The 26298-nt window shown below is 71.7% G+C and carries 24 protein-coding genes; 17 read left to right on the top strand and 7 right to left on the bottom strand.

Going from position 1 to position 26298, the window contains the following annotated elements; translation table 11 throughout:
* Window positions 1-95 precede the first annotated feature (95 nt).
* On the top strand, window positions 96-956 hold the full coding sequence (locus DEI94_RS06965) for a helix-turn-helix transcriptional regulator (RefSeq protein WP_111025974.1): 861 nt from the start codon (window positions 96-98) through the stop codon (window positions 954-956).
* Between the two features lie 87 nt (window positions 957-1043).
* On the opposite strand, the gene DEI94_RS06960 is transcribed toward DEI94_RS06965, so the two are convergent.
* Both DEI94_RS06960 and DEI94_RS06955 read right to left on the bottom strand, forming a co-directional pair.
* A complete protein-coding gene (locus tag DEI94_RS06960; protein ID WP_111012534.1) occupies window positions 1044-1499 on the bottom strand; it encodes an SRPBCC family protein in 456 nt (151 codons plus the stop codon).
* A gap of 114 nt (window positions 1500-1613) precedes the next feature.
* Window positions 1614-2045: a winged helix-turn-helix transcriptional regulator gene (locus DEI94_RS06955; RefSeq protein ID WP_309146660.1), complete on the bottom strand. Its 432-nt coding sequence runs from the start codon at window positions 2043-2045 to the stop codon at window positions 1614-1616.
* Window positions 2046-2245: 200 nt separating this feature from the next.
* Between DEI94_RS06955 and DEI94_RS06950 the strand changes: the two genes are divergently transcribed.
* The 9 genes from DEI94_RS06950 to DEI94_RS06910 all read left to right on the top strand — a co-directional run bounded on the left by DEI94_RS06950 (window position 2246) and on the right by DEI94_RS06910 (window position 14300).
* Window positions 2246-2902, top strand: a complete 657-nt coding sequence (locus DEI94_RS06950) for an FMN-dependent NADH-azoreductase (protein WP_111012535.1) — start codon at window positions 2246-2248, stop codon at window positions 2900-2902.
* Between the two features lie 210 nt (window positions 2903-3112).
* On the top strand, window positions 3113-4108 hold the full coding sequence (locus DEI94_RS06945; RefSeq protein ID WP_111008750.1) for a LacI family DNA-binding transcriptional regulator: 996 nt from the start codon (window positions 3113-3115) through the stop codon (window positions 4106-4108).
* A gap of 135 nt (window positions 4109-4243) precedes the next feature.
* Entirely contained in the window at window positions 4244-6349 is a 2106-nt protein-coding gene (locus DEI94_RS06940; RefSeq protein ID WP_111025972.1) for a beta-galactosidase, read from the top strand.
* 25 nt (window positions 6350-6374) lie between these two features.
* On the top strand, window positions 6375-7721 hold the full coding sequence (locus tag DEI94_RS06935) for an ABC transporter substrate-binding protein (protein WP_258377955.1): 1347 nt from the start codon (window positions 6375-6377) through the stop codon (window positions 7719-7721).
* Between the two features lie 52 nt (window positions 7722-7773).
* Entirely contained in the window at window positions 7774-8757 is a 984-nt protein-coding gene (locus DEI94_RS06930) for a carbohydrate ABC transporter permease (protein ID WP_111025970.1), read from the top strand.
* Window positions 8754-9689 carry a carbohydrate ABC transporter permease gene (locus DEI94_RS06925; protein ID WP_111008747.1) on the top strand — a complete coding sequence of 312 codons (936 nt, stop codon included), beginning with the start codon at window positions 8754-8756 and terminating at the stop codon, window positions 9687-9689. The genes DEI94_RS06930 and DEI94_RS06925 overlap by 4 nt, the downstream gene beginning before the upstream one ends.
* Before the next feature lie 2 nt (window positions 9690-9691).
* Entirely contained in the window at window positions 9692-11668 is a 1977-nt protein-coding gene (locus DEI94_RS06920) for a beta-galactosidase (RefSeq protein ID WP_111025968.1), read from the top strand.
* 279 nt (window positions 11669-11947) lie between these two features.
* Entirely contained in the window at window positions 11948-12985 is a 1038-nt protein-coding gene (locus DEI94_RS06915) for an SGNH/GDSL hydrolase family protein (protein ID WP_111025966.1), read from the top strand.
* Window positions 12986-13094: 109 nt separating this feature from the next.
* Window positions 13095-14300 carry an MFS transporter gene (locus DEI94_RS06910; RefSeq protein ID WP_181441726.1) on the top strand — a complete coding sequence of 402 codons (1206 nt, stop codon included), beginning with the start codon at window positions 13095-13097 and terminating at the stop codon, window positions 14298-14300.
* A gap of 46 nt (window positions 14301-14346) precedes the next feature.
* On the opposite strand, the gene DEI94_RS06905 is transcribed toward DEI94_RS06910, so the two are convergent.
* The 5 genes from DEI94_RS06905 to DEI94_RS06885 form a co-directional block, all read right to left on the bottom strand.
* The gene (locus DEI94_RS06905) at window positions 14347-15054 is read right to left on the bottom strand and encodes an alpha/beta fold hydrolase (protein WP_111025964.1); all 708 of its coding nucleotides are present in this window, start codon (window positions 15052-15054) and stop codon (window positions 14347-14349) included.
* A 59-nt stretch (window positions 15055-15113) separates the two neighbouring features.
* Entirely contained in the window at window positions 15114-15452 is a 339-nt protein-coding gene (locus tag DEI94_RS06900) for a hypothetical protein (RefSeq protein ID WP_111008742.1), read from the bottom strand.
* Window positions 15453-15619: 167 nt separating this feature from the next.
* Entirely contained in the window at window positions 15620-16930 is a 1311-nt protein-coding gene (locus DEI94_RS06895; RefSeq protein WP_111025961.1) for a cytochrome P450, read from the bottom strand.
* A 56-nt stretch (window positions 16931-16986) separates the two neighbouring features.
* On the bottom strand, window positions 16987-17511 hold the full coding sequence (locus DEI94_RS06890; RefSeq protein WP_111025959.1) for an AAA family ATPase: 525 nt from the start codon (window positions 17509-17511) through the stop codon (window positions 16987-16989).
* A 40-nt stretch (window positions 17512-17551) separates the two neighbouring features.
* Window positions 17552-18562, bottom strand: coding sequence for a LacI family DNA-binding transcriptional regulator (locus DEI94_RS06885; protein ID WP_111008739.1), 1011 nt, complete (start codon window positions 18560-18562; stop codon window positions 17552-17554).
* 190 nt (window positions 18563-18752) lie between these two features.
* Here DEI94_RS06885 and DEI94_RS06880 point away from each other — a divergent pair, with 190 nt between their 5' ends.
* From DEI94_RS06880 to DEI94_RS06850, 7 genes are all read left to right on the top strand, one after another.
* Window positions 18753-19961: a Gfo/Idh/MocA family protein gene (locus tag DEI94_RS06880; RefSeq protein ID WP_258377954.1), complete on the top strand. Its 1209-nt coding sequence runs from the start codon at window positions 18753-18755 to the stop codon at window positions 19959-19961.
* A 152-nt stretch (window positions 19962-20113) separates the two neighbouring features.
* Complete coding sequence (locus DEI94_RS06875; protein WP_111025957.1) at window positions 20114-21367, top strand: sugar ABC transporter substrate-binding protein; 1254 nt, start codon at window positions 20114-20116, stop codon at window positions 21365-21367.
* Window positions 21367-22353 carry a carbohydrate ABC transporter permease gene (locus DEI94_RS06870; RefSeq protein WP_111025955.1) on the top strand — a complete coding sequence of 329 codons (987 nt, stop codon included), beginning with the start codon at window positions 21367-21369 and terminating at the stop codon, window positions 22351-22353. The genes DEI94_RS06875 and DEI94_RS06870 overlap by 1 nt, the downstream gene beginning before the upstream one ends.
* Window positions 22354-22510: 157 nt before the next feature.
* Window positions 22511-23263, top strand: a complete 753-nt coding sequence (locus tag DEI94_RS06865; RefSeq protein WP_258368456.1) for a carbohydrate ABC transporter permease — start codon at window positions 22511-22513, stop codon at window positions 23261-23263.
* A 46-nt stretch (window positions 23264-23309) separates the two neighbouring features.
* Complete coding sequence (locus tag DEI94_RS06860; protein ID WP_111025951.1) at window positions 23310-24086, top strand: ThuA domain-containing protein; 777 nt, start codon at window positions 23310-23312, stop codon at window positions 24084-24086.
* Window positions 24083-25228: a Gfo/Idh/MocA family protein gene (locus tag DEI94_RS06855; RefSeq protein WP_111025949.1), complete on the top strand. Its 1146-nt coding sequence runs from the start codon at window positions 24083-24085 to the stop codon at window positions 25226-25228. Before DEI94_RS06860 ends, DEI94_RS06855 begins: the two co-directional genes overlap by 4 nt.
* A complete protein-coding gene (locus DEI94_RS06850; RefSeq protein WP_111026068.1) occupies window positions 25225-26247 on the top strand; it encodes a sugar phosphate isomerase/epimerase family protein in 1023 nt (340 codons plus the stop codon). Before DEI94_RS06855 ends, DEI94_RS06850 begins: the two co-directional genes overlap by 4 nt.
* Window positions 26248-26298 lie beyond the last annotated feature (51 nt).

The raw sequence follows: 26298 nt of genomic DNA, 5'->3' as shown, positions 1-26298 counted from the left end.
ATGCTCCTCGCCCGGGGCCGGATGGGTCACTCCCCCGGCGCACGGGTACGCCTACCCGAACGAGTGGGTCCGGCAGGTCCGGGTAGGGTCGGCCCATGCCCGTCACCGACCAGGACGCCGACCCCGACGCCGAGACCGGTGCCGACACGCTCGTGGTCGCCACTCGCGCCGCCGCGACCCGCGCCGGCCGCGACCTCTCCGAGCTCGCGGACCAGCACGGCGTGACGCTCGAGTCCTTGCTGGCGGTGCTCCGCTCCGAGCGGCTCGACGACCGCGCGGCCAGGACCGTCGCGACCGAGATCGCCGCGAACGCCCTGGTGGCGATCCGCACGGCGACGGACGATCAGCGGAACCGCGTGCTGGAGCCGGTCGTCGGGGCCTTCGCGCGCCTCCAGACCGACCTGCGGCCGCTGGTGCGGTTCGGTGACCTGTCCGTGCAGTTCGTCGAACCGCCCGCGACCGGTCGGGCGCTCCCGGGTGAGGTCGCGCACGCGGCGCGGGCCATCGTCCGCAGTGCCGTGCTCGCGCTCGTCGACGCGGGCGAGTCCCACCGCGTGCGGATCCAGTGGGACTGCGACGGGCGGAACCTGCTCGTCGACATCCGCGACGACGGTGCCGGGACGCTGACGGAGCACGACGACGTACTCCGCCCCATCGCAGAGCGGGTGACGGCACTCGACGGTCGCTTCGCGGTGTCCTCGACGGCGGGCTGGGGCTCGGAGCTGTCCGTGGTGCTCCCCCTCGACCCGCCCGCGGAGCCGGAGCCGCTCGACGCGGTCGTGGCCCTGAGCCGGCGGGAGCGCGAGGTCCTGCGACTCGTGGCTTCCGGCGCTCGCAACCGGTCGATCGCGCGCGAGCTCGGCATCAGTGAGAACACGGTGAAGTTCCACGTGTCGAACCTGCTCCGCAAGGCCGGCGCGGCGAACCGGGCGGAGCTGGCCGCACTCGGGCGGTGACCCGGGCGACGAGCTCCCTGGCGAGCGGCACCCGGACGCGCGCGACGCCCGACCGCTGCTGCGGCCGGGCGTCGGGCGGGAGGATCGTCAGGCCTGCACGTCGCCGCGCCAGGCGCCGTCCGGGGCGCCCTTCGACTCGATGTACTCCTTGAAGTTCTTCAGGTCCTTCTTGACCGCGTGGCTGCCGGCGCCGACCGCGCCGCCGACCTTCTCGAGGAGACCGGTGGGCTCCCAGTCGAGCTGCACGGTGACGCGCGTGGTCGTGTCCGAGAGCTTGTGGAACGTCACGACGCCCGCGTGGTCCATCTCGCCGCCGGTGCTGTTCCAGGCGACACGCTCGTCGGGGTGCTGCTCCGTGATGTTCGCCTCGAAGGTGCGCTCGACCGGACCGACCTTGATCTTCCACTCGGTCAGGGTCGGGGTCGCCTGCGTGATCGACTCGACCTCGTCGAGGAACTTCGGGAACTCCTCGAACTGGGTCCACTGGTTGTAAGCGACGGAGACGGGGACGTCGACGTCGATGGTCTCGATGATCTGGCTCATGCCTGCTCCTTGCGTTCCACGGTTGCTGTGCAGGCCAGACGGTAGGCCGACCCCGAGGCGGGGGCACGGGCCGGGACGAACATCCCAGTGACCTCGGAGATTGCCGCCGCGGTGTCAGTCGGTGGCGGCGGTGCGCTCGTCGAACGTCCGGCGCTGCGCGACGATGACGTCCTGGTGTTCGCGCACCCATTCCCCGAGCGTCAGCACGACCGTCTGCAGCGACCGGCCGAGCGCGGTGAGGTCGTACACGACGCGTGGCGGCACCTCGGCGAACACCTCGCGCTGGACGAGACCGTCGCGCTCGAGCGCCCGGAGCGTGACCGTGAGCATGCGCCGTGAGATGCTCGGGATGACGTCGGCCAGTTCCGTGAACCGGTGCGGACGTTCGCCGAGCACGCCGATGACGAGGAGCGTCCACTTGTCGCCGATCCGGGCGAGGAGGGACCGGAACACCTCCGGGTCGTGCTCGGTGCAGAGCCGGCTCATCGTGGGCAGCGACCGCATGATCCGGTCCTGCTCGAGTGCGGCGTCCCGGGTGTCGGTCACGGTGGTCCTCCTGCTGTGTGGTCGGGCGGCCTCGGCGCCTGCATCCGAGCGGCCTGCACGGGCACGTGGGGGCCGAAGCGACGGGGTCGGTCACTCCGCGGTAACAGAGGGTCGTTTGCAGTGACCGACCTCAGCAGGGTACACCCGTTACGTGCAGTAACCGAGGGCGACGTGCCCCGCTGCCGACCAGGAGGAGTCCCATGTCCCTGTTCCGTCTCGACGCCAGCATCCGAGTCGAAGGATCCACCAGTCGTGCCCTCGCCGACATCGTCGAGCAGGAGTGGACGGCCGGTGACCCGGCAGCCGAGGTCGTCCGTCGTCACCTGGGCGTCGACCCGATCCCTGCCGACAGCTGGGCGAGTGCTGTCGCCGCGTCCATGACACCGGAGGACGCACGCACCCCCGAGCAGCGCACCGCGGTCGAACTCGCCGCGACCCTGACCGACGAGCTCGCCGACGCGGACGCCCTGCTGTTCGCCGTCCCGCTGTACAACTTCGGCGTCTCGCAGCACTTCAAGACCTACGTGGACCTCGTCATCACGGACCCGCGGATGGCGCCCGGCCAGACCCCGGTCACCGCCGGCAAGCCCGCTGTGCTCGTGACCGTGCAGGGCGGGAACTACGCCGCCGGCACGCCGCGCGAGGGCTGGGACCACGCGACGGCGTGGATGCGCCGCATCCTGGAGGACGTCTGGCAGCTCGACCTCGAGGTCGTCACGCGCGAGTTCACGCTCGTCGGCGTCAACCCCGCGCTCGACCAGTTCACCGAGCTCGCCGACCAGCTCCGCGCGGCCGCCGAGGAGCGCGCCCGGGAGCACGGCCGCACCCTGGCGACGCGGCGGGCCGCGGCGGCCTGACGCCCCAGCACCCGCCGTCACCGGCGACGACGTGACGGACGGGAGCTCCGCCTCCCGTCCGTCACGCTCGCCGCGTGATCTGGTGACGGTCCCGCGAGCTCGACGGCAACGGTCGTCGACGGTCTCGACCGGGTGACCCGCCCGCTCGGACGCGCGCCGGGGATCGGACGCGGGCCATTACCCTGTCCCCATGCGGCAGACGGCACCCCGATGAAGGCCCCGACGATCTACGACGTCGCACGGCTCGCGGGCGTGTCGCACCAGACGGTGAGCCGCTACCTGTCGGGCTTCGAGGGCATCCGGCCGGAGACGCGCACGAAGGTCAAGACGGCGCTCGACGAGCTGCAGTACCGGCCGAACTCCGCCGCTCGGTTGCTCCGCGCCCGCCGCTCGAACCGGATCGCGGTGCTCGCCCACCACATCGACTACACGGGGCCGGCCCGCATGCTCGCCGGGGCGACGCAGACGGCGCAGGAGCGCGGGTACGTGCTCGACGTGGTGATCACGGCGGACCTCGACCGCGACGCGATCGACGAGGCCCTGGCCGTGGCGACCGGGCACCAGGTGGTGGGGATCCTGGCGACGGCACAGACCGAGCTGATGCTCGAACGCATCCAGAGCCACGCCGCGAGCGTCCCGGTGGTCATCGACTCGCGCATCGAGTCGTTCCCGGGTGGCCCGACCGTCAGCGAGGAAGCCGGCCGCCTCGCCGCCGAGCACCTGCTCGAGCTCGGGCACCGGCGCGTCGGCTACCTCAGCGGCCCGGTCGACTGGATCGCCGCGGTCGAGCGGTCGGAGGGCTTCGCCCGGTGCTTCCGGCAGGGCGGCGGCGAACTCGTCTGGCAGCACGCGGGCGACTGGTCCGCCGGCTCCGGGCACGCGGCGTGGCGACGGTTGACCGCCGAGGAACGCTCCGTCACGGCGATCGCGACGGGCAACGACAGCATGGCGATCGGGCTCCTCTCGGCGGCCGCCGCCGACGGGGTCGTGGTGCCCGCCGACCTCAGCGTCATGGGCGGCGACGACCTCGACGAGGCACGGTACCTCGTCCCCGCACTGACCACCGTCACGGTCGACTTCGCCGGTGAGGGCCGGTACCTCATCGAGAAGCTCCTGGCGGGGCTGCCCGGGGCCGCGCCGGACGCGCCCGTGACGCCGCCGAACCCCGTGCGGGCCGCGGTCCGCGCGTCGACGCGCCGGATCTGACGGAGCGGAGCACCGCCTCCCGGCCACGCGCGGCGACGCGAGCGGAACGGGTGCTTGCGCGATCCGCCCGGATGCGGTTACTGTCATCGCCACCGACGGATGTTATCGACAACATCCGCAGAGCGAAGGTCAACGATGACGACTTCCCCCCGGTTCAGTGGCGTGCTCTTCGGCGCCGCCTACTACGCCGAGTACCAGCCCGCTGGCACCCTCGACGCCGATCTCGACCGCATGCGCGACGCCGGTTTCACGGTCATCCGCGTCGGCGAGTCCGTGTGGTCGACCTGGGAGCCCCGCGAGGGCGTGTTCGACCTGGACTGGCTGCAGCCGGTCCTCGACGGGGCCCACGAGCGTGGCATCGGCGTCGTCCTCGGCACGCCGACGTACGCCGTGCCCCCGTGGCTCCAGCGCCTGCACCCGGAGATCGCCGCCGAGCCGTCGACGGGCCACCGCAACGGCTGGGGCGCCCGGCAGGAGATGGACCAGTCCCACCCCGCCTACCGGTTCTACGCCGAGCGCATCGCCCGCAAGGTCGTCGCGCGGTACGCCGACCACCCCGCGGTCATCGGCTACCAGGTCGACAACGAGCCGGGCATGCAGCTCCCCCACAACGAGCACACCTTCCAGCGGTTCGTCGGCTGGCTCGAGGACCGCTACGGCACCGTCGAGGACCTCAACCGCGAGTGGGGTCTCGTCTACTGGTCACACCGACTCAGCGACTGGGCCGACCTCTGGCGGCCCGACGGCAACGCGATGCCGCAGTACCAACTCGAGTGGCGCCGGTTCCAGTCCACGCTCGCCACGGACCTCATCGCCTGGCAAGCGGACCTGGTGCGCGAGTACGCCCGCGACGACCAGTTCGTCACGACGTGCATCTCGTACTCCCGCCCGCAGGTGTCCGACGACGAGCTCGTCGCGTCCCTCGACGTCGTCGCCGGCAACCCGTACTACAAGATGCAGGACGGCCTCGACTGGCACGCGGAGGTCCAGCGCGAGGCCGAGTGGTGGCACACCGGCGTGTGGGCGCTGTTCGAGTGGGGCGACCGCGCCTGGTCCTCGGCGGACACGCAGTACCTGGTCACCGAGACGAACGCGCAGTCCATCGGCGGGTCGTGGCAGAACCACCCGCCGTACCCCGGGCAGATCAAGCAGGCCGCGTTCGCCCTGCTCGCCCGCGGCGGCCGGATGATCGAGTACTGGCACTGGCACACCCTGCACTTCGGCGTCGAGACCTACTGGGGCGGCGTCATCCCGCACAGCCAGGTCGGCGGCCGCATCTACCGCGAGGTCTCCGAGCTCGGTGCCGCGCTCGGGGCGATCGGGTCCGCGCTCGACGAGCACGTGCCCGACGCCGACGTCCTGCTGCTCTACAGCACGGACACGAAGTGGGCGTTCTCGTTCTACGGGCCGCTCGCGAAGGCGGACGGCAGCCCCGACGAGCACGCGTACTCCCGCATCTTCGACGCCCACTACCGCGGACTGTTCGAGGCCGGCGCGCAGGTGCGGGTCCAGCACGTCCGCCGGTTCCTCGACACCCCCGTCGAGGAACTCGTCGCGCGGTTCCCGGTGCTCGTCGCACCCGCGGTGTACGTCGCCGAGACGGCCGTGCTCGAGCACATGCGGGACTACGCCGAGGCCGGCGGGCACCTGGTCGTCGGCATCCGCACCGGCTACGGTGACGAGCTCGCGCGGGCCCGGCTGGCGGTCGCCCCCGACGTGCTCGCGGGGCCGGCGGGCGTGCACTACGACGAGTACAGCAACCTCGGCGCGCCGCTCGCGGTCACGGCCGCGTCCGACGCCCTGACGCTCGAGCCGGGTGCCGCCGCCACCGAGTGGGTCGACTTCCTGCAGGTCGACGACGCCGAGGTGGTCGTGTCGTACGCCCCGACCGAGTTCGGTCTGGAGGCCGCGCTCACCACCCGCACGACCGGTCGCGGCCGGGTGTCCTACCTGGGCACGGTCCCGGACCCCGCGCTCGGGCGGAGCATCGCCCGTTGGCTCGTGCCCACCACGGCGAAGCAGGCGTGGTCCGCCCCGGACCCCGTCACCGTGTCGACCGGCACCGCCGGCGACCGGCGCCTCGCCTTCGTGTCGAACTGGTCCGCCGAGCCGACGCAGGTCGTCGCGCCGGCGGCCGCCGTCGACCTCGTCTCCGGCGCCGAGTACGCCGCCGGCGACCCCGTACCCCTCGACCGACGCGCAGCAGTCGTGCTCGAGGTCCGGGGCTCCTCGATCGAGTAGTCCCTCCCTCCACCGAAAGAAGACCATGAGACGTCCACGCAGCGCCGCGCTGGCACTCGGAGCGATCGCCGTCACGATCACGCTCGCACTCACCGGTTGCAGCCCGTCGAGCACCAGCGGCGGGTCCACCAAGGCGGTGAGCCAGTCCGACATCGACAAGGCGATGAACACGCCGACCACCCTCACCTTCTGGACCTGGGTCCCCGACATCCAGAACGAGGTCAACCTGTTCGAGAAGAAGTACCCGAAGATCAAGGTCAACGTCGTCAACACGACCGGGGGCTCGCAGCACTACCCCAAGGTGCGCGCCGCCCTGAAGGCGGGCAAGGGCGTCCCCGACGTCGCCCAGATGGAGTACGACTACATCCCGTCCTTCACCCAGACGAAGAGCCTGCTCGACCTGACGCCGTACGGCGGGGCGAAGCTCGAGGACGAGTACACGGACTGGGTCTGGAACCAGGTCGACCAGAACGGCGGCGTGTGGGGCATCCCGCAGGACTCCGGGCCCCTCGGCACGCTCTACCGCAAGGACATCTTCGACAAGGCGGGCGCCGCCGCGCCGAAGACGTGGTCCGCCTTCGCGTCCGCCGCGCAGCAGGTCAAGTCGAAGACCGGGTCGTACATCACGGACCTGCCCGGCAACGACATGTTCCAGATGATCAGCTTCTTCTGGCAGAAGGGCGCGAAGCCGTTCTCGTACGACGGCAAGAAGACGGTCGGGATCGACCTGGACTCCAAGGCCGACCAGCAGGTCGTGTCGTACTGGCAGGACCTCATCGACAAGGACCTGGTCGCCACCGACCCGGACTTCACCGACGACTACTACCAGGGGCTGTCGCGGGACAAGTACGCGTCCTGGCTCGTCGCCGCGTGGGGCCCGGTGTTCCTGCAGGGCACCGCGAAGAACACGAGCGGCAAGTGGGCGGCGGCGGACATCCCGCAGTGGCAGGCAGGTCAGAACGTGTCCGGGAACTGGGGTGGGTCGTCGGACGCCGTGATGGCGGCGACGAAGCACCCGATCCAGGCGTACGAGCTGGCGAAGTTCATCAACAACGACCAGCAGTCGACGCTCAAGCTCGCGAACGAGCAGTACCTGTTCCCGACGAAGAAGTCGACGCTCACCGACGACTCGTTCACCAGCCAGAAGTCGGCGTTCTACGGCGGCCAGCAGGTCAACCAGTTCTTCGCCGGTGTCTCCGACACCGTCGACAAGAAGTTCGAGTGGCTGCCGTTCATGGACTACGTGAACTCGAGCTACGCGAACACGCTCGGCAAGGCCATCAGCAACCACGGTGACCTCACGGCGGCCCTCGCGACCTGGCAGTCCCAGGTGACGAGCTACGCCAAGCAGCAGGGCTTCACCGTCAAGTGACCGGACGGGGGCGGGGCCACCAGGCTCCGCCCCCACTTCTCATCGGAGCAACATGACCGCCATCCCCAGCCGCAGCGACGCGGCGACCACCGGCGCCGCCCGTCCGGCCCGGGCCCGGACGGGAGCGCGCACCGCGGCTCCCCGCCGCGGCCCCACCAACATCCGTTCCGCGCAGACCCGCGCGGCCTGGATCCTCGTGATCCCGTTCCTCGTCGTGTTCGCGGCGTTCTTCATCGTCCCGCTCGTGTACTCGGCGTACCTCAGCCTGTTCACGTCGCAGCTGGTCGGCGGCGAGGTCTTCAGCGGGCTGGCGAACTACGTCCGCGCCCTGCAGGACCCGAGCTTCTGGGGCGGCCTCGGCCGCGTGGCCCTGTTCCTGTTCGTGCAGGTCCCGATCATGCGCGCGGCCTCGATCTTCTTCGCGCTCGCACTCGACAGCGGCCGGATCCGCGGCGGCAAGATCGTCCGCCTGCTCATCTTCGTGCCGTACGCCGTGCCGAGCGTCGTCGCGACCCTGATGTGGGGCTACCTGTACGGCAACGACTTCGGGCTCATCACGCAGTTGTTCCACGCCCTGCACCTCACCGCACCGAGCCTGCTCAGCGCGCACAACGTGCTCGGCTCGACGATGAACATCGTGTGCTGGGAGTTCATCGGCTACAACATGATCGTCCTGTACGCGGCCCTGCGCTCCGTGCCGAACGAGATCTACGAGGCGGCCGAGATCGACGGGGCCGGCCAGTGGCGGGTGGCGTGGAGCATCAAGCTGCCCGCCATCCGGCAGGCCCTGCTGCTCACCGTGATCTTCTCGATCATCGGCTCGTTCCAGCTGTTCAACGAGCCGAACCTGCTGTTCAACATCGCCCCGAACGCGATCGGCACGGACTTCACGCCGAACCTGTACGCCTACAACATCGCGTTCCGCAACCAGGAGATCAACTACGCGGCGGCGATCGCGTTCCTGCTCGGGATCATCATCATGATCGTCTCGTTCGTCGTGCAGACGAGCATCAACCGGAAGGAGCGGCTCGGATGACCGCCACCCCACTCGCCACCGAGGCCCAGGTGGTCTCGGACGGCACGCGCGTGCGGCGGTCCGCCGGCCGACGGGCCGTCGAGCGCGACAAGCGTCGGAGCACCGTCCTGACCGTGATCGTGTGGATCACGCTCGTCTACTTCCTCGTGCCGCTGCTGTGGCTCCTGGTGTCGACCACCAAGGACAACAGCGACCTGTTCACCACCTTCGGGCTGGGACTCGGGCACTCGTTCCAGTTCTTCCACAACATCGTGCAGCTGTTCCAGTTCCAGGACGGGGTCTTCACGCGGTGGCTGATCAACACGGTCGTCTACGCGGTGGTCAGCTCGGTCGGTGCCGCCGCCCTGGCCACGATGGCCGGCTACGCCCTGGCGAAGTACCGGTTCCGCGGCTCGACGGCGGTGTTCTCGATCATCCTCGGCTCGATCATGGTCCCGCTCACCGCCCTGGCGATCCCGACCTACCTGCTCTTCGCCGCCGCGAACCTCACCGACACCCCGTGGGCGGTCATCCTGCCCTCGCTCGTCAGCCCGTTCGGCGTCTACCTGATGCGGGTGTACGCCGCGGACGCGGTCGACGAGAGCCTGCTCGAGGCCGCGCGGATCGACGGCGCCGGCGAGTTCCGGATCCTGTTCACGATCGCGACCCGGCTCATGGGCCCGGGCATCGTGACGGTGCTGCTGTTCCAGCTCGTCGCGACGTGGAACAACTACTTCCTGCCGCTCATCATGCTCAGCACGCCGAAGCTGTTCCCGGTGACGGTGGGTCTCGCGCAGTGGCAGGCGACCGCCTCCGGCGGTGGCGGCGCGCAGGTGCTGTTCTCGACGGTGATCACCGGGGCGTTCGTCTCGATCATCCCGCTCGTGATCGCGTTCCTGTTCCTGCAGCGGTACTGGCAGTCCGGCCTCTCGACCGGCGGTGTGAAGGGATGACGATGGACAGGGTCTGGTACGGCGGGGACTACAACCCGGAACAGTGGCCGAGCGAGGTCTGGGACGACGACGTGCGGCTCATGCAGCGTGCGGGCGTCACCGTCGCGACGGTCGGCGTGTTCTCGTGGGCGAAGCTCGAACCGTCCGACGGGCGGTTCACGTTCGACTGGCTCGACGACGTGCTCGACCGACTGCACGCCGGCGGCATCCGCGTCGACCTGGCCACCGCGACGGCCTCCCCGCCCCCGTGGCTGACGCTGGCGTACCCCGAGGTCCTGCCGGTCACCGAGGACGGTGTCCGACTGTCGGTGGGGAGCCGCCAGCAGTACTCCCCCAGCTCCGCCGTCTACCGCCGGTACGCCGACCGACTCGTGCGCGCGCTCGCCGAGCGGTACCGGGACCACCCGGCACTCGAGGCGTGGCACGTCAACAACGAGCTCGCCTGCCACGTGCCGGCCGACTACTCGGACGCGTCGGCTGCCGCCTTCCGCACCTGGTTGACGGCACGCTACGGCTCCGTCCCGGCGCTCAACGAGGCGTGGGGCACCGCGTTCTGGTCGCAGGCCTACGGCGCGTGGGACGAGGTGATGCCGCCGCGCGCGGCTCCGACCTTCCGCAATCCCACGCAGCTGCTCGACTGGGACCGGTTCTCGTCCGACGCCTGGCTCGGCGTGTACCGGGCCGAGGCGGCGATCCTCCGCGAGGTCACGCCCGGCGTCCCGATCACGACGAACTTCATGGGCTTCTACAAGCCCTCGGACTACTGGGCCTGGGCTCGCGAGGTCGACTTCGTCTCGGACGACCACTACGTCGACCCCGCGGACCCCGCCGCGCCCGTGACCGCGGCGATGACCCGGGACCTCATGCGCTCGCTCGGCGGCGGCGCCCCGTGGATCCTCATGGAACAGGCGACGAGCGCGGTGAACTGGCGGACGCGCAACGCGGCGATCCTGCCCGGCTGGCACCGCACCCTGTCGCTCCAGGCCGTCGCCCGTGGCGCGGACGGCGTCATGCAGTTCCAGTGGCGGCAGTCGCGCGCGGGCGCCGAGAAGTTCCACTCGGCGATGGTCCCCCACGGCGGCGAGGACACGCGGGTGTTCCGCGAGACCGTCGAGCTCGGAGCCGACCTCGCCGACCTGGCCGACGTGGTCGGCACGCGCCTCGACGCCGACGTCGCGATCGTGCTCGACTGGGACAGCTGGTGGGCGCTCGAGCAGGAGGCCACGCCGGCGTCGCTCCGGTACCTGCCGATCATCGCGCGGTGGTACCGCTCGCTCTGGGATCGCGGCGTGCTCGTCGACTTCGTGCGACCCGACGGCGACCTCGACGCCTACCGGGTCGTCATCGCCCCGGCGCTGCACGTGCTGCCCGACGCGGCACAGCGGACCCTGTCGGCGTTCGTCGACGGCGGTGGGACGCTGGTCGTCGGCTACCAGTCCGGCATCCTCGACCAGGACCTCCACGTCCACCTCGGCGGGTACCTCGGTGCGCTCCGCGACGTCCTCGGCCTGTGGATCGAGGAGTTCGTGCCACCCGCCGAGCCGTGGGCGACCGGCGGCCCGGTGCCGGCCCTCCAGATCGCCGGTCTCGGGGCGGGCACCGCCCGCGAGTGGGGTGAGGTCGTCCGGCCGACGGGTGCTGAGATCGAGGCGACGTTCGTCGGCGGGGCGCTCGACGGCCTCCCGGCGATCACGCGGAACGCGCACGGCGACGGCACGGCCTGGTACGTCGCGACCGCTCCGGACGACCTGCGGGCCGTGCTCGACGCGGTGCTCGCGGACACGGGCGTCGCGCCGGTCGTGGCCGACCTGCCCGCGGGCGTCGAGGCCGTCGCGCGGGGCGCCCACCTGTTCCTGCTCAACCACGGCGACCGGTCGGTCGACGTCCACGGCACGCACCTCGAGCCGCACGGTGCCGCTGTGGTCGGCCGGGAGGCGGTGCCCGGCCGACCGGAGCGGGTCGCCTCCGCCTCGGCCTGATGCGCGCGTGGTGGTGCCGGCCGTCCGGTCGGCGCCACCACCTCCGCCCGTTGGACGACCGCTCAGCGCCTGCCGGTCCCGCGACACGCTCCTTGACCGATCACCCCGGGTCCGCATTCAATGACCCCATGACCGGTCCTGTGCTCGAGCGACGACCCGGCGCGCCCGTCGCCGCCCTGGTGCTCGCGATCCTGCTGACGCTCACGGGATGCACCCGCCGCGACCACCCGGGCATCCGGAGGCGACCCCACGACTCCGTCCGCCGTCGCGCGCGACCCGTTGGCGACGTGGAACGCCGCCGTCGAGGACCGGGCGCACGCGCCGGCCCGGTGGGTGGCGGTCGGGGACTCCCTGAGCGAGGGGCAGGGCGCCTCCACCTGCTCCGACCGGTGGCTCGACCTGACCCTCGCCGCCCTGCGCGAGGCGCACCCGACGGAGGGCGCCGCCGGAGGAGCGGGATACCTGCCCGCCGAGTTCGCCGTGTACGGCCCGGACTCGACGTGGGGCGACTGGGCCAGCGCCACCACGGGGTCGACCAGCTTCGACGACAGCGTTCCCGACCTCGGGTACCGCGCGGTGCGGATGCTCCCCGGATCGTCGCGCACGTACACGTTCACCGGGACCGGCGTCGACATCTGGTGGACCCGCTACCCCGGATCCGGGTCCTTCACCTACCGGGTGGACTCCTCGTCCCCGGTGCAGGTCGACACCGACGGCGCCGCGAGCACCGGCACGATGACGAAGGTGGACGGGCTGACCGCCGGGAAGCACACCGTGACCGTCTCGGCGCTCGGGACGGTCGACCTCGAGGGCTTCACCGTCTACGACGGCGATCGCGACCGGGGCGTCACCCTGCTCGACGCGACGCACTCCGGCGCGACCGTCGGCCTGTTCACGAAGGACGAGGCCGGGTTCCTCGGGGCGATGCGGCGTGCTGCTCCCGACCTCGTCACGATCACCCTGGGCGGCAACGACGCCAAGAGCCTGACCGCGGACCAGTTGCTGCCGGACTACGAACGCTTCGTTCGGGCGCTGCGGCGGTTGCCGTCCAAGCCGTCCGTCCTGGTGATCGGCGAGTTCGCGCCCGGTCCCTCCATGCAGGCGCAGCTGCGGGAGCCGTGGTCCGCCTACCGGGACGTGGCGAAGCGGGTCGCGGCGGCGACCGGCTCGGCGTACGTCAGCATCGCGGACGCGTTCCCCGGCGACCTCGCGTCGCGCCCCGGCATCTCGCCGACCGACGACCTGCACCCGGACGACCGGGGTCAACGGACGATCAGCCGTGCCGTGCTCCGCGCGCTCCGTGACGGAGCACAGTGACGGTTGCCGTGCTCGCCGACGCCGGAGCCTGAGCGGCGGGTCGTCGGCGTGCCCTACGCTCAGGAGCGTCCGCACGACGCCGTGCGTGCCGAGCACAGCGAGGGGAACCGTGAACGCGTCGACGACGACCGGGCTGCGGGGCTGGTCCGCGCTCCTCGCGCCGACGGATCGTCGGCACCTCGCGGCCGCCGGACTCGTCGCGCGGATCCCGCTCGCCGTCGTCGGCTTCAGCGTCCTGTTCTTCGTCCGCTCGGTGACCGGGTCGTTCGCCGACGCCGGGTTCGCCTCGGGGGTGGCGATCGCCGCCAGCGCACTCACCGGGCCGGTGTTCGGCCGCGTCGCTGACCGTCGTGGGCAGCGCGGAGCACTCCTGGTCGCCGCTGTGGGGCACCCGGTCGCGGTCGTGCTCCTCGTCGTCGCCGGCGCCACGCGCCAGTCCCTGGTGGTCATCACCGTGGCGGTGCTCCTCGTCGGCGCGACGATCGTGCCGGCCGGGGCGTTCACCCGCGCGCGGTGGACGGCGATGGTCGGTGCCGGCAGCGGGATCCACCTGGCGTTCTCGCTCGAGGCGATCGCGGACGAGCTCGTCTGGGTCTTCGGGCCGGCCCTCGCGGCCCTCGTCTCGGCGGCGGTGGACCCGGCCGCAGGGCTGGTGGCGTCGGGCGTGTTCGGCGCCGCGGGGTGCCTGTGGCTCCGGCGCGGGGTCGGGCGCGGACCGACCGGGGGCGTCAGCGTGACACGGCGCGCGTTCGTCCCGTGGCGCTCCCGGCGCGTGATGGCGTTGTTGGTCTCGAGCGTGGCACTGGGTCTGACCTTCGGGGTCAACGACGTCACGGTCGTCGCGTGGGCGACGGAAGCGGGCCTCCCGCAGATCGCCGGTCTCGTGCTCACCGCGTACTCGATCGGCAGCGTGACCGGTGGTGTCCTCATGAGCGCCGTGCCGTCGCGGGTCCCGCCCTTCCGCCTGCTGCTCGCGGCTTCCGCGGCCGTCGCGGTGTTCTGGAGCGCGCTCGCGCTGTCCCCCGGGCTCGGCTGGCTGTTCCCCCTCGGACTGTTCGCGGGCGCGACGATCACACCGTTCACGATCTCCACCAACCGGGTGCTCCACCAGGAGGTCCACGGCGCGGTGTTCACCGAGGCGGTGGCCTGGGTGAGCGCGTGCGTCGCCGGCGCGATGGCACTGGGGTCGTTCGTGGGCGGCGTCGTCGGTCAGGCCGGCGGGGACGGATTCCGCGTCGTCGCGATCTCGGCGCCGGCCGTGTTGGTGGTCATCGCCGTCGCCACCGTGCTGCCGCCACGGCGTCAGCCGGGGTAGGCGTTCGCCGTGGCCGCGGTCCTCCCTGCGCGCCACCGGACGCGGATCAGCCGCGGTGCAGCACGGCCTCCAGCTGCTCGACGACGAGGTCGGGCCGGGTCAGGAACGGGTGGTGACCGGTCGGGAGATCCACGGCGCGGGTGGCGCGAGCGGCGTGGGACCGCTGCAACGCGACGGTCGTGCTCCGGTCCTCCTGGCAGACGAGGTACGTCGAGTCGACGCCCTGCCACCCGGCGGTGCTCGTCGGTGTGACGAAGGCCGCGGCCGCCTGGGCCGTCCGCCGCTCCCACGCCTCGCGTTGCACCGTCTCGTCGGCGTCCTGGAGGAACCGGGCGCCGAACGACGCCGCGTCGTAGCCGGACAGGTGGACGGTCCCGTCACCGCCGTCGGCGATCGTGACGGGGTCCGGTTCGCCGCTCATGACGCCGCCCTGCGTCTGGCCGACGTCGGGCAGGTACGACGACACGAGCACCAGGTGGGCGACGGCGGGGTGGGTCCCGGCCTCGGCGATGACGGTCCCACCGTAGGAGTGGCCGACGACGATCGCCGCGTCGAGGCCGTCGAGCACGCCGCGGAGCGCGTCGGCGTCGGCGACGAGTCCCCCGGCCACGTCGTCAGGCGCGGTCTCACCGCACGAGGGCAGGGCGACCGCCGTGCTGCGGACGCCGGTGCGCTCGCGGAGCAGCTCCGCCGTGGGGCCCCACCACCACGAGCCGTCGCGCACGAGCGCGCCGTGGACGAAGACGAGTTCCATCGGGGGTCCCTCCTTGCCGTGCGCGACCTGCGCATGTCGACCGTACGGCGGATCCGGCGTCAGCGGCGGTACGCCGTCCGGCGTCGTCCGAGGAGCACCGACACGGCGGCGCCGAGCGCGACCATGAACCGCGACTCGGTGGGCTTCGCCGGCTCCACGGCGCGTGCGGGTGCACGCGCCGCGATGTCGTGGAGGTTGTTGCGCTTGCTGCCGTCCCAGTTCGCGAACAGGTACGCCCCACCGAGGACCGAGAGGGTCCGGACCGGTGCGCGCCGCCAATCGGTCGCTTCGACGTAGTAGCCGGAGTGTCCCGCCTGGATGTTGCGGATGACCGCGTCGGCGTCCACGACGCCGGTCGACGTCACGACGGCGGTGATGCCCGTGCGGTCACGGGTCACGAATTCGATGCGATGGTGGGTCACGATGCGCTCAGGGGTTCGATGCCACGCCTGACCGCGGGGACGCGCCACGGCGACCAGGCTCTTCTACCGGAATCGCCATTGCTTCCACCGTCAGGATACGGGGAACCGACTGGGAACGGTGCGCGGGACGGTCACCGCCCGGATCAGTGGAAGGGACAGCGCGCGCCGGTCCCGCTCCGCCGCACCCGGACGCCCGACCGGGGCTTCGTCGGCATGCGACGGCGGTCGACGCCGAGTCCGGTGGCGAGGACCGTCACGCGGGGATCGCTCAGCGCCGCGACGGCCGCCGCGAGCCCGGCGATGGCGAGCTTCTCCCCGGGGCAGCGATGGCCACCGGTCACCGATGCGCCACCGTGCGGGACGAACGCGGGGAGCGCTTCGTAGTCGTCGACGCCGACGAACCGCTCCGGGTCGAACACGTCGGGCCGCTCCCACGAGCGGTCGTCGGTGTCCGTGCCGAGGATGTCGAGCACCAGTCGACCGCCCGCCGGCACCCGCGCGCCGTCGATCTCGACGTCCTGCACGGCGCGCGCCGGGAGCATCGGCACGAACGGCGCCGTCCGACGGATCTCCTGCGCGAACGCGGTCGCGAGCGGACCGCCGACCAGCGAGCCACGCGCCGCGGTCTCGTCGGCGATCCGCGTCCGCCAGTCCGGGCGGTCGTGCAGCGCCGCCGCGGCGAATGCGGCGAACCGCGCGACCGCGATCATCGGACGGAAGCTGTTCTGCAGCTCCACGCCGGCGGTGCGCGACGAGAGCAGCGCGCCCTGGCGGTCGCGGTGCCACGCCCACTCGTACAGGGCCGTGCCGGCAGCCGGGTCGAGTCGGCCGCTCCGGACGGCCTCGACGAGGCGCCGCGCGTGTCGGTCCGACCACAGCCGGTTCCGGACCGCGAGCAGGTACTCGGGCGAGTACGGCACGCCGAAGCCGTCGACGATCTGCGCGAGCCGTGCGGCCCACCGGGTCCTCGCCTCGTCCGTGCCCGGGAGGCCCGCCCACCGCATGCTCGCCCGTCCGTACGCGCCGACCGCGGCCCGGTACGCCGACCGCTCACCACCGGCGATCCACGCCGCGAGTTCTGCCCGCCACTCCCGGTCGAACAGGGGCGAGAGCCGCTCGACCTGGGCGTCCTCGTACGCGACGTCGACGAAGGTCGCCTTGCGGTGCCGGTGGTCGTCGCCGTCGAGACCGTGCACGGATCCCGGGCCGAACAGGGTCAGCCGGACGACGGCGGGCATCGCTCCGTGGCGACGGACCAGGCGTTCGTCGTAGAACGCCGCGACGCCCTCCGCCCCGCGGACGAGCAGTGCCCGGTTCCCGAGCAGGCGCATGGGGACGGATCGTGCCCCGGCGTCCGCGCGCCGCCAGATGTGCGCGCCGAAGCCGTAGCCGCGGGTCAGGAGGCCGATCGTGTCGTCACGGAGGACGTTGCGCGACGCCGTGGTGGATGCCATCGGTCCATCGTGCCGGGCCGGGTCTGCTCGGCTCCCAGGGGCGACGCCGGAGCTGTTCAGCGTTGATCGAGCAGCGCGAGGACCGTGACCGCGATGTCGTCTGGTCGCCGCACGGAGGTGTCGATCAGCACGTCCGCGGGGATCGACGGCAGGAGTCCCCGGAAGCGCCGGTGGGCCTCGTGGTGGAACGCGGCCACGCGGGACCGTCCTCGGGTGGCATCGGCGGCGGCACGACCGAGCGTGACCTCCACCGGCGCGTCGAGGACCACCCAGGTCGGCGTGACCCCTGGTGGCAACGGTCGGGTGAGGGCCTCCCGTTCCTCGGCCGAGAACACGGGGCCGACGGCGATCACGACGTCGACCGCCGAGCGCATCCAGGAGGCGACGAGGGCACCGTGGGCCTCGTGCGCCGCGGCCCAGAGTCCGGAGTCGGCGGCTCCCCCGGCGACCATCGCGGCCACGTCGTCGACGTCGACGACCACGACGGTCCGCCCCCGGGCGCGGAGCAGGCGAGCGAGGGCGTCGGCGGTCGTGTCCTTGCCGACCGCGAGTGGACCGGTGACGACCAGGAGGTCCGGCATGCTCCCACGCTACGGCGTTCCGACACGCTGCGGCCGAGCACTACCGACGGGGCGTCGTCACCGATCCCCGGTGCTGCAGGGTCGGGGGGATGCGCGACGCCTCCGGTGTCCCCCCGTCGAGGATCTCGAGCAACATCGCGAAGGACGTCCGGGCCATCTCGCCCGACGGCAGGTCCACGTTCGACACGGGCGGCACGCAGTGCTCGGCATCGGCGTCGGGCGCGAGAGCGGTCACGGAGACGTCCCGCGGCACGTGGCGCCCGAGCTCGCGGAGCCGGTCGAGCACGGTCGGGAGCGCCGTCTCGTTGTGGACGACGAGCCCGGTGATGTCCGGGTCGAGCGCGAAGAGCCGTTCGAGCGACTCCGCGACGTCCGCCCGGGAGCCCCCGGTCGACACCCACGTGGCGGTGCCGCCCGCGTCGCGCACGGTCCGCAGCACGGCGTCCCGCGCGGTGACCGCGAACCCGAGGCCGCGGTCGAAGGTCTCGACGGCGTGTCCGACGTAGCCGATGTGGCGGTGGCCCTGGTCCATGAGGTTCGTCGCCTCGAGCGCCCCGGCAGCGGCGAAGTCGAAGTCGATCGACGGCAGGGTGACCGGCGGCCCCGGGGTGCCGAGCACGACGGTCGGGAACCCGAGCTGCTCGAGCAGGGCGACGCGGGCGTCCTCCGTCTCGACCTCCATGAGGATCACGCCGTCGACGAGCGAGCCCGCGGTCACCTCGCGGATCGCCTGGACCCCGTCCTCGGTGCTGAGGAGCAGCACGTGCTTGCCCTCCTGCCGGGCGGCGCTGAGGATGCTCAGGACGAACTCCATCTGCACACGCACCTGCGACTCCGGGCGGAGCGGGAGCGCGAGCGCGACCACGTTGGTGCGCCGCCGTCGGATCGACCGCGCGCCGGCGTGTGGGATGAACCCGAGTGCGTCGATGCTCGCCTCGACCCGCCGCCGGGTCTCCGCGGAGATCGGTCGGTTCCCGCTGAGCACGTACGACACGGTGCTCGTCGACACGCCCGCGTGCCGGGCGACGTCGGCGATGCGCTGCACTGGCACGGTGGGCCCTCTCTCTCCGCCCGGACCCGGACCGCGACGCGGTCGAACCCATTCGACGATAGCGCGGACGAGCCCCACGCGATGGCCTGGAACGCGCGCGTGTCGTCGTCGAATTGTTTCGACGATTCTCTTGTGCTCGCTCCGGACGTGCAATAGCGTGACCGCCGTTGAGTGACGAAGGAGTTACGAGATGAGCAGTGTCGACGGCACGATCCGGGTCGCGATGATCGGACACGGGTTCATGGGCGCCGCCCATTCCCAGGCATGGCGCACGGCGCCGGTGGTCGCGGACCTGCCGCGTTCGGTGCGTCGATCCGTCGTCGTCGGCCGCGACGCCGCCCGTGCCGCGGCCGCCGCGGACCGCCTCGGGTGGGAGTCGAGCGCCACCGACTGGCGCGACGTCATCGCCCGCGACGACATCGACCTCGTCGACATCTGCACGCCGGGGTCCTCCCACGCCGAGATCGCGGTCGCCGCGCTCGAGGCGGGCAAGCACGTGCTGTGCGAGAAGCCCCTGGCCAACAGCGTCGCGGAGGCGGAGCGCATGGCCGCGGCCGCCGCCACGGCCGCGGACCACGGGGTCGTCGCGATGGTCGGCTTCAGCTACCGTCGCGTCCCCGCGCTCCGGTTGGCGCACGACCTCGTCCGGGCCGGGAGGATCGGGGACGTCCGCCAGGTGCGCGCCACCTACGACCAGGACTGGCTCGCCGACCCCGACGGACCGATGACCTGGCGCCTCGACCAGGAGCAGGCCGGCAGCGGCGCCCTCGGCGACATCGGAGCCCACGCGATCGACGCCGTCGAGTACGTGGCCGGAGCGGCGGTGGAGCGGGTGTCCGGTCTCCTGCACACCTTCACGACCGAACGACCGGTGATGACGGAGGCCGTCGGTCTCGGGGGCCGCTCCGCCGCCGACGCGCCGCGGCGCCCGGTGACCGTGGACGACCTCGCCCTCATCACGGCGCGGCTGTCCGACGGCTCGATCGGCCAGTTCGGCGCCTCGCGCGTCGCGAGTGGTCGGAAGAACGCGCTCCGCATCGAGATCAGCGGCACGACCGGTGCGGTGGCGTTCGACCTCGAGCGGCTCAACGAGCTCGCCTTCCACGACGCCACCCTGCCGGAGACCGAACAGGGCTTCCGTCAGGTCCTCGTCACCGACCCCGGCCACCCCTGGGTCGACATGTGGTGGCCAGCGGGGCACGTCCTCGGGTGGGAGCACGCGTTCACCCATCAGGTCGTCGACCTCGTCACCGCCATCGCCGACGGCACCCGTCCCGAGCCGTCCTTCGCGGACGGCCTCCACGTCCAGCGCGTCCTCGACGCCGTCGCACGCAGTGCCGACGCCGACGGCAGCTGGGCCGACGTCCCCGCGGACTCCGCGGCCGACGTCCTCACCTGACCCGTCCCTCCCGACCGGCCCAGACCGACACAGCACGACCCGCCCGGCGACGAGCGCCGGGCCGGGCGCTCGACCACGCCCGCGCACCCGCGATCGGGCGCAGCACGACCCTCGCGCAGCCGCGAGGTCCCATCCAGGAAGCGAGCACCGCAATGAAGCGCAGCAGCAGCACATCCGTCCCCACCCGGGCGCGACGACGAGCCACCCTCGTCGGAGCGGCCGCCATCGCCACCACCATCCCGCTCGTCCTCGGCGGCTGTGCCACCGGCTCGAGCCCCGCCGCGAGCAGTGTGAAGAGCATCAGCGTGCTCGACTACTACAACCAGGGCAACGACAAGGTCGTCATCGGCAAGACGCTCAAGCAGTGCGGCAAGCAGATCGGTGTCACGATCAACCGCAACGTCGTGCCGGGTGCGAACCTCGTCCAGAAGGTCCTGCAGCAGGCGTCGTCGAGGACGCTGCCGGACGTGCTCATGCTCGACAACCCCGACCTGCAGCAGATCGCGGCGAGCGGTGCCCTCGCCCCGCTCAAGGACTACGGGATCTCGTCCAAGGGGTACGCCAAGGGCGTCGTGTCGGCCGGCACGTACAAGGGGAAGCTCTACGGGCTCGCCCCCACCGTGAACACGATCGCGCTCATGTACAACAAGAAGGACCTCAGCGACGCGGGCGTCCAGGTCCCCACCACGTGGGCCGAGCTGAAGACCGCCGCCGCCAAGCTGACGTCGGGATCGCAGTACGGTCTGGCGTTCGACGCCAACGCCACGTACGAGGGCTCGTGGCAGTTCCTGCCGTTCATGTGGTCGAACGGCGGTGACGAGAGGCACCTCGACACCAAGGGCACCCAGGGTGCGTTGCAGCTCTGGACCGACATGGTCAAGAGCGGCTCGGTGTCGAAGGGCGCGCTCAACTGGACGCAGGCCGACGTGAACGACCAGTTCATCGCGGGCAAGACCGCGATGATGATCAACGGCCCGTGGCAGATCCCGGCGCTCAAGGCGAGCGGCATCGACTACGGCATCGCGAAGATCCCGGTGCCGAAGGCGGGCGACGACTCGGTCGCTCCGCTCGGCGGCGAGGTCTGGACCGTGCCGCAGACCGGTGACAGCGCCAAGCAGAAGGTCGCGGCGAAGGTCGTCAAGTGCCTCAACAGCGCGAAGAACCAGCTGTCCATGGCGAAGCAGCGGTACACGATCCCGTCGCGCACCGCGGTGGCGAAGCGGTTCGGCCAGCAGGTGCCGTCGGAGCAGGTGTTCGTCGACATGGTCGCGACGGCCCGGGCCCGCACGGGTGAGCTCGGCGCGAAGTGGCCGGCCGCCGCGACGAAGATCTACACCGCGATCCAGTCGGCGCTCACCGGGCAGTCGTCGCCCGCGGACGCGCTCAAGGACGCGGCGAACAGCTGATGACGGTCGACACCGCCGGCGTGCGGAGCCGGGCGACGGGGACGGGGGGCGGCTCCGAGCGGGACCGTCGCCCCGCCCCGGGGCCCCGGCGCGGCGCCGGGAGCCTCCGCCGCGAACGGGTGTTCCGGCTGCTGTTCCTCGCACCCGCCGTGGTCTACATGCTGTTGTTCTTCGGCTACCCCGTGGTCAAGAACATCGTCATGAGCTTCCAGGACTACACGACGACGACGTTCTTCACCGGGAGCGCCCCGTTCATCGGGCTCCGCAACTACGTGAGCGTCATCAGCGCGCACTACTTCGGCACCGCGCTGCTCAACACCGCCCTGTTCACGGTGATCTCCATCGTCGGGCAGTTCGTGCTCGGGCTCCTCATCGCGCTGTTCTTCAAGCGGTCGTTCCCGCTGAACGGTCTGCTCCGGTCGCTCCTGCTCCTGCCGTGGCTCCTGCCCCTCATCGTCTCGAGCGCGGTGTGGAAGTGGATCCTCGACCAGGACAGCGGCGTGCTCAACCAGGTGTTGCAGGGCCTGCACGTCGTCGCGGGGCCGGTCCCCTGGTTGACGAGCACGTCCATCGCGCTGCTCACGGTGATCGGCGTGAACATCTGGATCGGGATCCCGTTCAACACGACGATCCTGTACAGCGGGCTCCAGGACATCCCCGAGGAGCTGTACGAGGCCGGCTCCCTCGACGGTGCCACGGGCTGGAAGGCGTTCCGGCACATCACCTGGCCGATGCTCCGTCCGGTCGTCAGCGTCGTGCTCGTGCTCGGCGTCGTGTACACGATCAAGGTGCTCGACATCATCCTCGGGCTGACGAACGGCGGCCCGGCCAACTCCACCCAGACGATCGCCACCCAGTCGTACCAGCTGTCGTTCCAGCAGCTCAGCTTCGGCAAGGGCGCAGCGCTCAGCGACATCCTCATCGTCATCTCGGCGGTGTTCGCGGTCGTCTACCTGCGCGCCACGAGGAGGGCGATCGATGAGTGACCACGTCGTGGCACCGGACCAGGTGCTCACCGCCCCGACCCGCTCGCGGGCCGTCAGAGGGGCGACCACCCGCCGGACCGCCGCCGACGCGGGGCGGCCGCGCCGGGCCTCCCGGAAGTGGATCCTGACCGTCATCGGGATCCTGATCCTGTGCGTCATGCTGTTCCCGGTCTACTGGATGCTCAACATCTCGCTCCAGCCCGCCGGACCCGCGATCGACGCCGCGTGGTTCCCGTTCCACGCCCAGTTCTCCGGGTACGCGCACGCGCTCGCCGACCAGGGCGGGAACCTCGTGACGAGCCTGCTCATCGCGGCGGGGAGCGTCGTCCTCAGCCTGCTCATCGCCGCCCCGGCCTCGTACGCGCTGGCGCAGCTCCGGATCCGGGGCGCGGACACGATCCTGTTCGGGATCCTCATCGCGCAGATGATCCCCGGGATCGTCGTCGCGAACGCCCTCTACACCGCCTACAACCAGCTCGGGCTCCTCAACTCGGTGCTCGGCCTGGTGCTCGCGGACTCGACCGCGGGGATCCCGTTCGCGATCATCGTCATGCGCGCGTTCATGGCCGGGATCCCGACGTCGATCATCGAGGCGGCGAAGATCGACGGCGCCGGCAACGTCCGGGCGTTCACCGCGGTCGTGCTGCCCATCAGCGTGAACGCGCTCGTCACCGCGGCGCTGTTCACCTTCCTGTTCACGTGGAGCGACTTCCTGTTCGCCCTGACGCTGACGACCACTCAGAAGATCCGGCCGATCACCCTCGGCATCTACCAGTACATCGGCACGTACACCGCCGACTGGAGCACGGTCATGGCGACCGCGGTCCTGGCCTCCCTGCCCGCGATCATCCTGCTCGTCATCGCGCAGCGGTTCATCGCGGCGGGCGCCACCGGCGGTGCGGTCAAGTGACCGCCGCGCACCACGACACCACACCACCACGAGCAACGGAGCAACCGTGACCGACACCACCACCCCCATCCGCGTCGTCGTCTGGGGCGAGAACCGCCACGAACAGGTCGAGCAGCACGTCGCCGACCGCTACCCGGACGGCATGCACGGCGCGATCGCCGCCGGCATCACGAACTGGCTCGGCGACGCCGCGTCGGTGACGACGCACGTGTTCGACGAGCCCGAGCACGGCCTGACCGAGGAGGTCCTCGAGCAGACCGACGTGCTCACCTGGTGGGGCCACGCCGCACACGCCGAGGTCGACGACGAGGTGGTGGACCGCGTGCACCGGCACGTCCTCGCCGGGATGGGCCTCATCGTGCTGCACTCCGGCCACTGGTCCAAGATCTTCGGCAAGCTCATGGGCACCACCTGCACGCTCCGGTGGCGCAGCGAGCACGACCGCGAGCTCGTCTGGACGGTGAATCCGCAGCACCCGATCACCCGCGGCATCCCGAACCCGATCGTCATCCCCGAGCAGGAGATGTACGGCGAGTACTTCGACGTCCCCACGCCGGACGAGCTCGTGTTCATCAGCGGGTTCAGCGGCGGCGAGGTGTTCCGAAGCGGCATGACGTACCGCCGGGGGTTCGGCAAGGTGTTCTACTTCAGCCCCGGGGACCAGGACTTCCCCGTCTACCACCAGCCCGACGTGACCCATGTCATCGCGAACGCGGTCGAGTGGGCCCGTCCGGAGCGCGAGCGCGCGACGCCGACCCTGCTCCGGTACGACACGGACGACTTCTTCAACGGCAAGGTCTACCAGGGAGCGATCGAGTCATGAGGCACCGCACCCTCGACCACGACGGTCCCGTCCGCATCCTGCAGGTCGGCGCGGGCGGCATGGGGCAGGCGTGGCTCCGGAACGTCGTGGCCAGTGCCGACGTCGAGCTCGTCGGCATCGTCGACCTCGTCCCCGAGACCGCGCGCGCCGGTGCCGAGCTCGTCGCCGCCGCCGGCGGCGGGACGGTGCCGACGGGTGCCGTGCTCGCCGACATGGTCCGGGAGGTCCGTCCCGACGCGGTCCTCGACGTCACGATCCCCCGCGCCCACCACCCGGTCACCACCGAGGCGCTGTTCCTCGGTCTGCCGGTGCTCGGCGAGAAGCCCGTGGCCGCCTCGGTCGCCGAGGGCCTGTCGCTCGCCGCGGCCGCCGAGTGCACGGGCGAGCTGTTCATGGTGAGTCAGTCCCGCCGGTACAACGACCACCTGACGCACCTCCGTGCCCTGACCGCCGAGCTCGGCGACGTCGGCGTCGTGACCCACACCTTCGCGAAGGCCCCGCACTTCGGGGGGTTCCGCGACGTGATGGACCACCCGCTGCTCCTCGACATGGCGATCCACCCCTTCGACGCGGTCCGCGCCCTGCTCGGACGCGATCCCGTGTCGGTGTACTGCGAGGCGTTCAACCCCTCGTGGAGCTGGTACCGGGGCGATGCCGCGGCGAGCGCCGTGTTCTCGTTCGAGGACGGCGTGCGGTTCGTCTACTCGGGCAGCTGGTGTGCCGCCGGCGCCGAGACGTCCTGGAACGGCGACTGGCGGGTGAGTGCCGCCGGGGGTACCGCGCTCTGGGACGGCGACGCGGCGCCCTCGGCCGAGCGCGCCGACGGGTCGCCACTCGTCGTCGACCCGCCGACGAGCACCCCGGCGGAGATCGCCGGGTCGCTCGCGGAGTTCGTCACCGCGCTGCGGACCGGACGGCGTCCGCAGGGCGAGGTGCACGAGAACGTCGTCAGCCTCGCCATGGTCGAGGCGGCCGTCGAGTCGGCCGCCACGGGCCTCCCGGTCCGCATCGACGACGTGCTCGGCCGCGCGCTCACCACCGCGATCGCCGACGAACAGCGGGACGACGTGCGCGAACGGCTCCGGTCGTGGCCGTCCGTCCGGGAGGCCCTGGCCGCGCCCGCGGCGGAGGTCGCCTCGTGAGCGCCGCAGCCGGCACCCGCCCGGTCACGCTGTTCACCGGTCAGTGGGCCGACCTGCCGTTCGAGGAGGTGGCGCGCCTGGCCGGCGAGTGGGGGTTCGACGGTCTGGAGATCGCCTGCTGGGGGGACCACCTCGACGTCCGCCGCGCCGCGTCCGACCCGGAGTACGTCGCCGAGCGGAAGGCCGTGCTCGAGCGGAACGGGCTCGAGGTCCGGGCGATCGCCAACCACCTGGTCGGGCAGGCCGTGTGCGACGACCCGATCGACGCGCGGCACGAGGACATCCTGCCGCCGCACGTCTGGGGCGACGGTGACCCCGAGGGCGTCCGCCAGCGGGCTGCTCGCGAGATGCAGGACACCGCACGGGCGGCCGCGGCACTCGGTGCCCACACCGTGACCGGGTTCTCCGGGTCGGCGATCTGGAAGACCGTGGCGGGGTTCCCGCCGGTGCCCCCGGGGATGGTCGACGCCGGGTACCAGGACTTCCACGACCGGTTCGCGCCCATCCTCGACGTGTTCGAGGAGGTCGGGTTGCGGTTCGCGCTCGAGGTCCACCCGTCGGAGATCGCGTACGACTACTGGACCGCGAAGCGGACGCTCGAGGTGTTCGCGGACCGGCCCGCGTTCGGATTCAACTTCGACCCGTCGCACTTCGTGTGGCAGGACCTGGACCCGGCCGCGTTCCTGCTCGACTTCGCCGACCGGGTGTACCACGTGCACTGCAAGGAGTCGGTCAAGCAGCTCGACGGACGCAACGGCCGGTTGGCGTCGCACCTGCCGTGGGGCGATCCACGTCGCGGTTGGGACTTCGTGACCGCCGGGCACGGGGACGTGCCGTGGGAGCGGGTCTTCCGGGTGCTCAACGCGATCGGGTACGACGGCCCGACGAGCGTCGAGTGGGAGGACGCGGGCATGGACCGGCTCGTCGGGGGGCCGGAGGCGCTCGCGTTCGTCCGGGCACTCGGGCGGATCGCGCCGCCGGACGCCGCGTTCGACGCGGCGTTCTCGCGCTCGCGGTGACCGGGGTCAGCGGACGCCGCGGGGCGCTGCCGGTGCATGCTGGCGCGGCGC

This window comes from Curtobacterium sp. MCBD17_040 (assembly GCF_003234805.2).
Lineage (GTDB): Bacteria > Actinomycetota > Actinomycetes > Actinomycetales > Microbacteriaceae > Curtobacterium.
The sequence above is the reverse complement of the archived record's forward strand: the minus strand, read 5'-3'. Positions and strand labels throughout refer to the sequence as shown.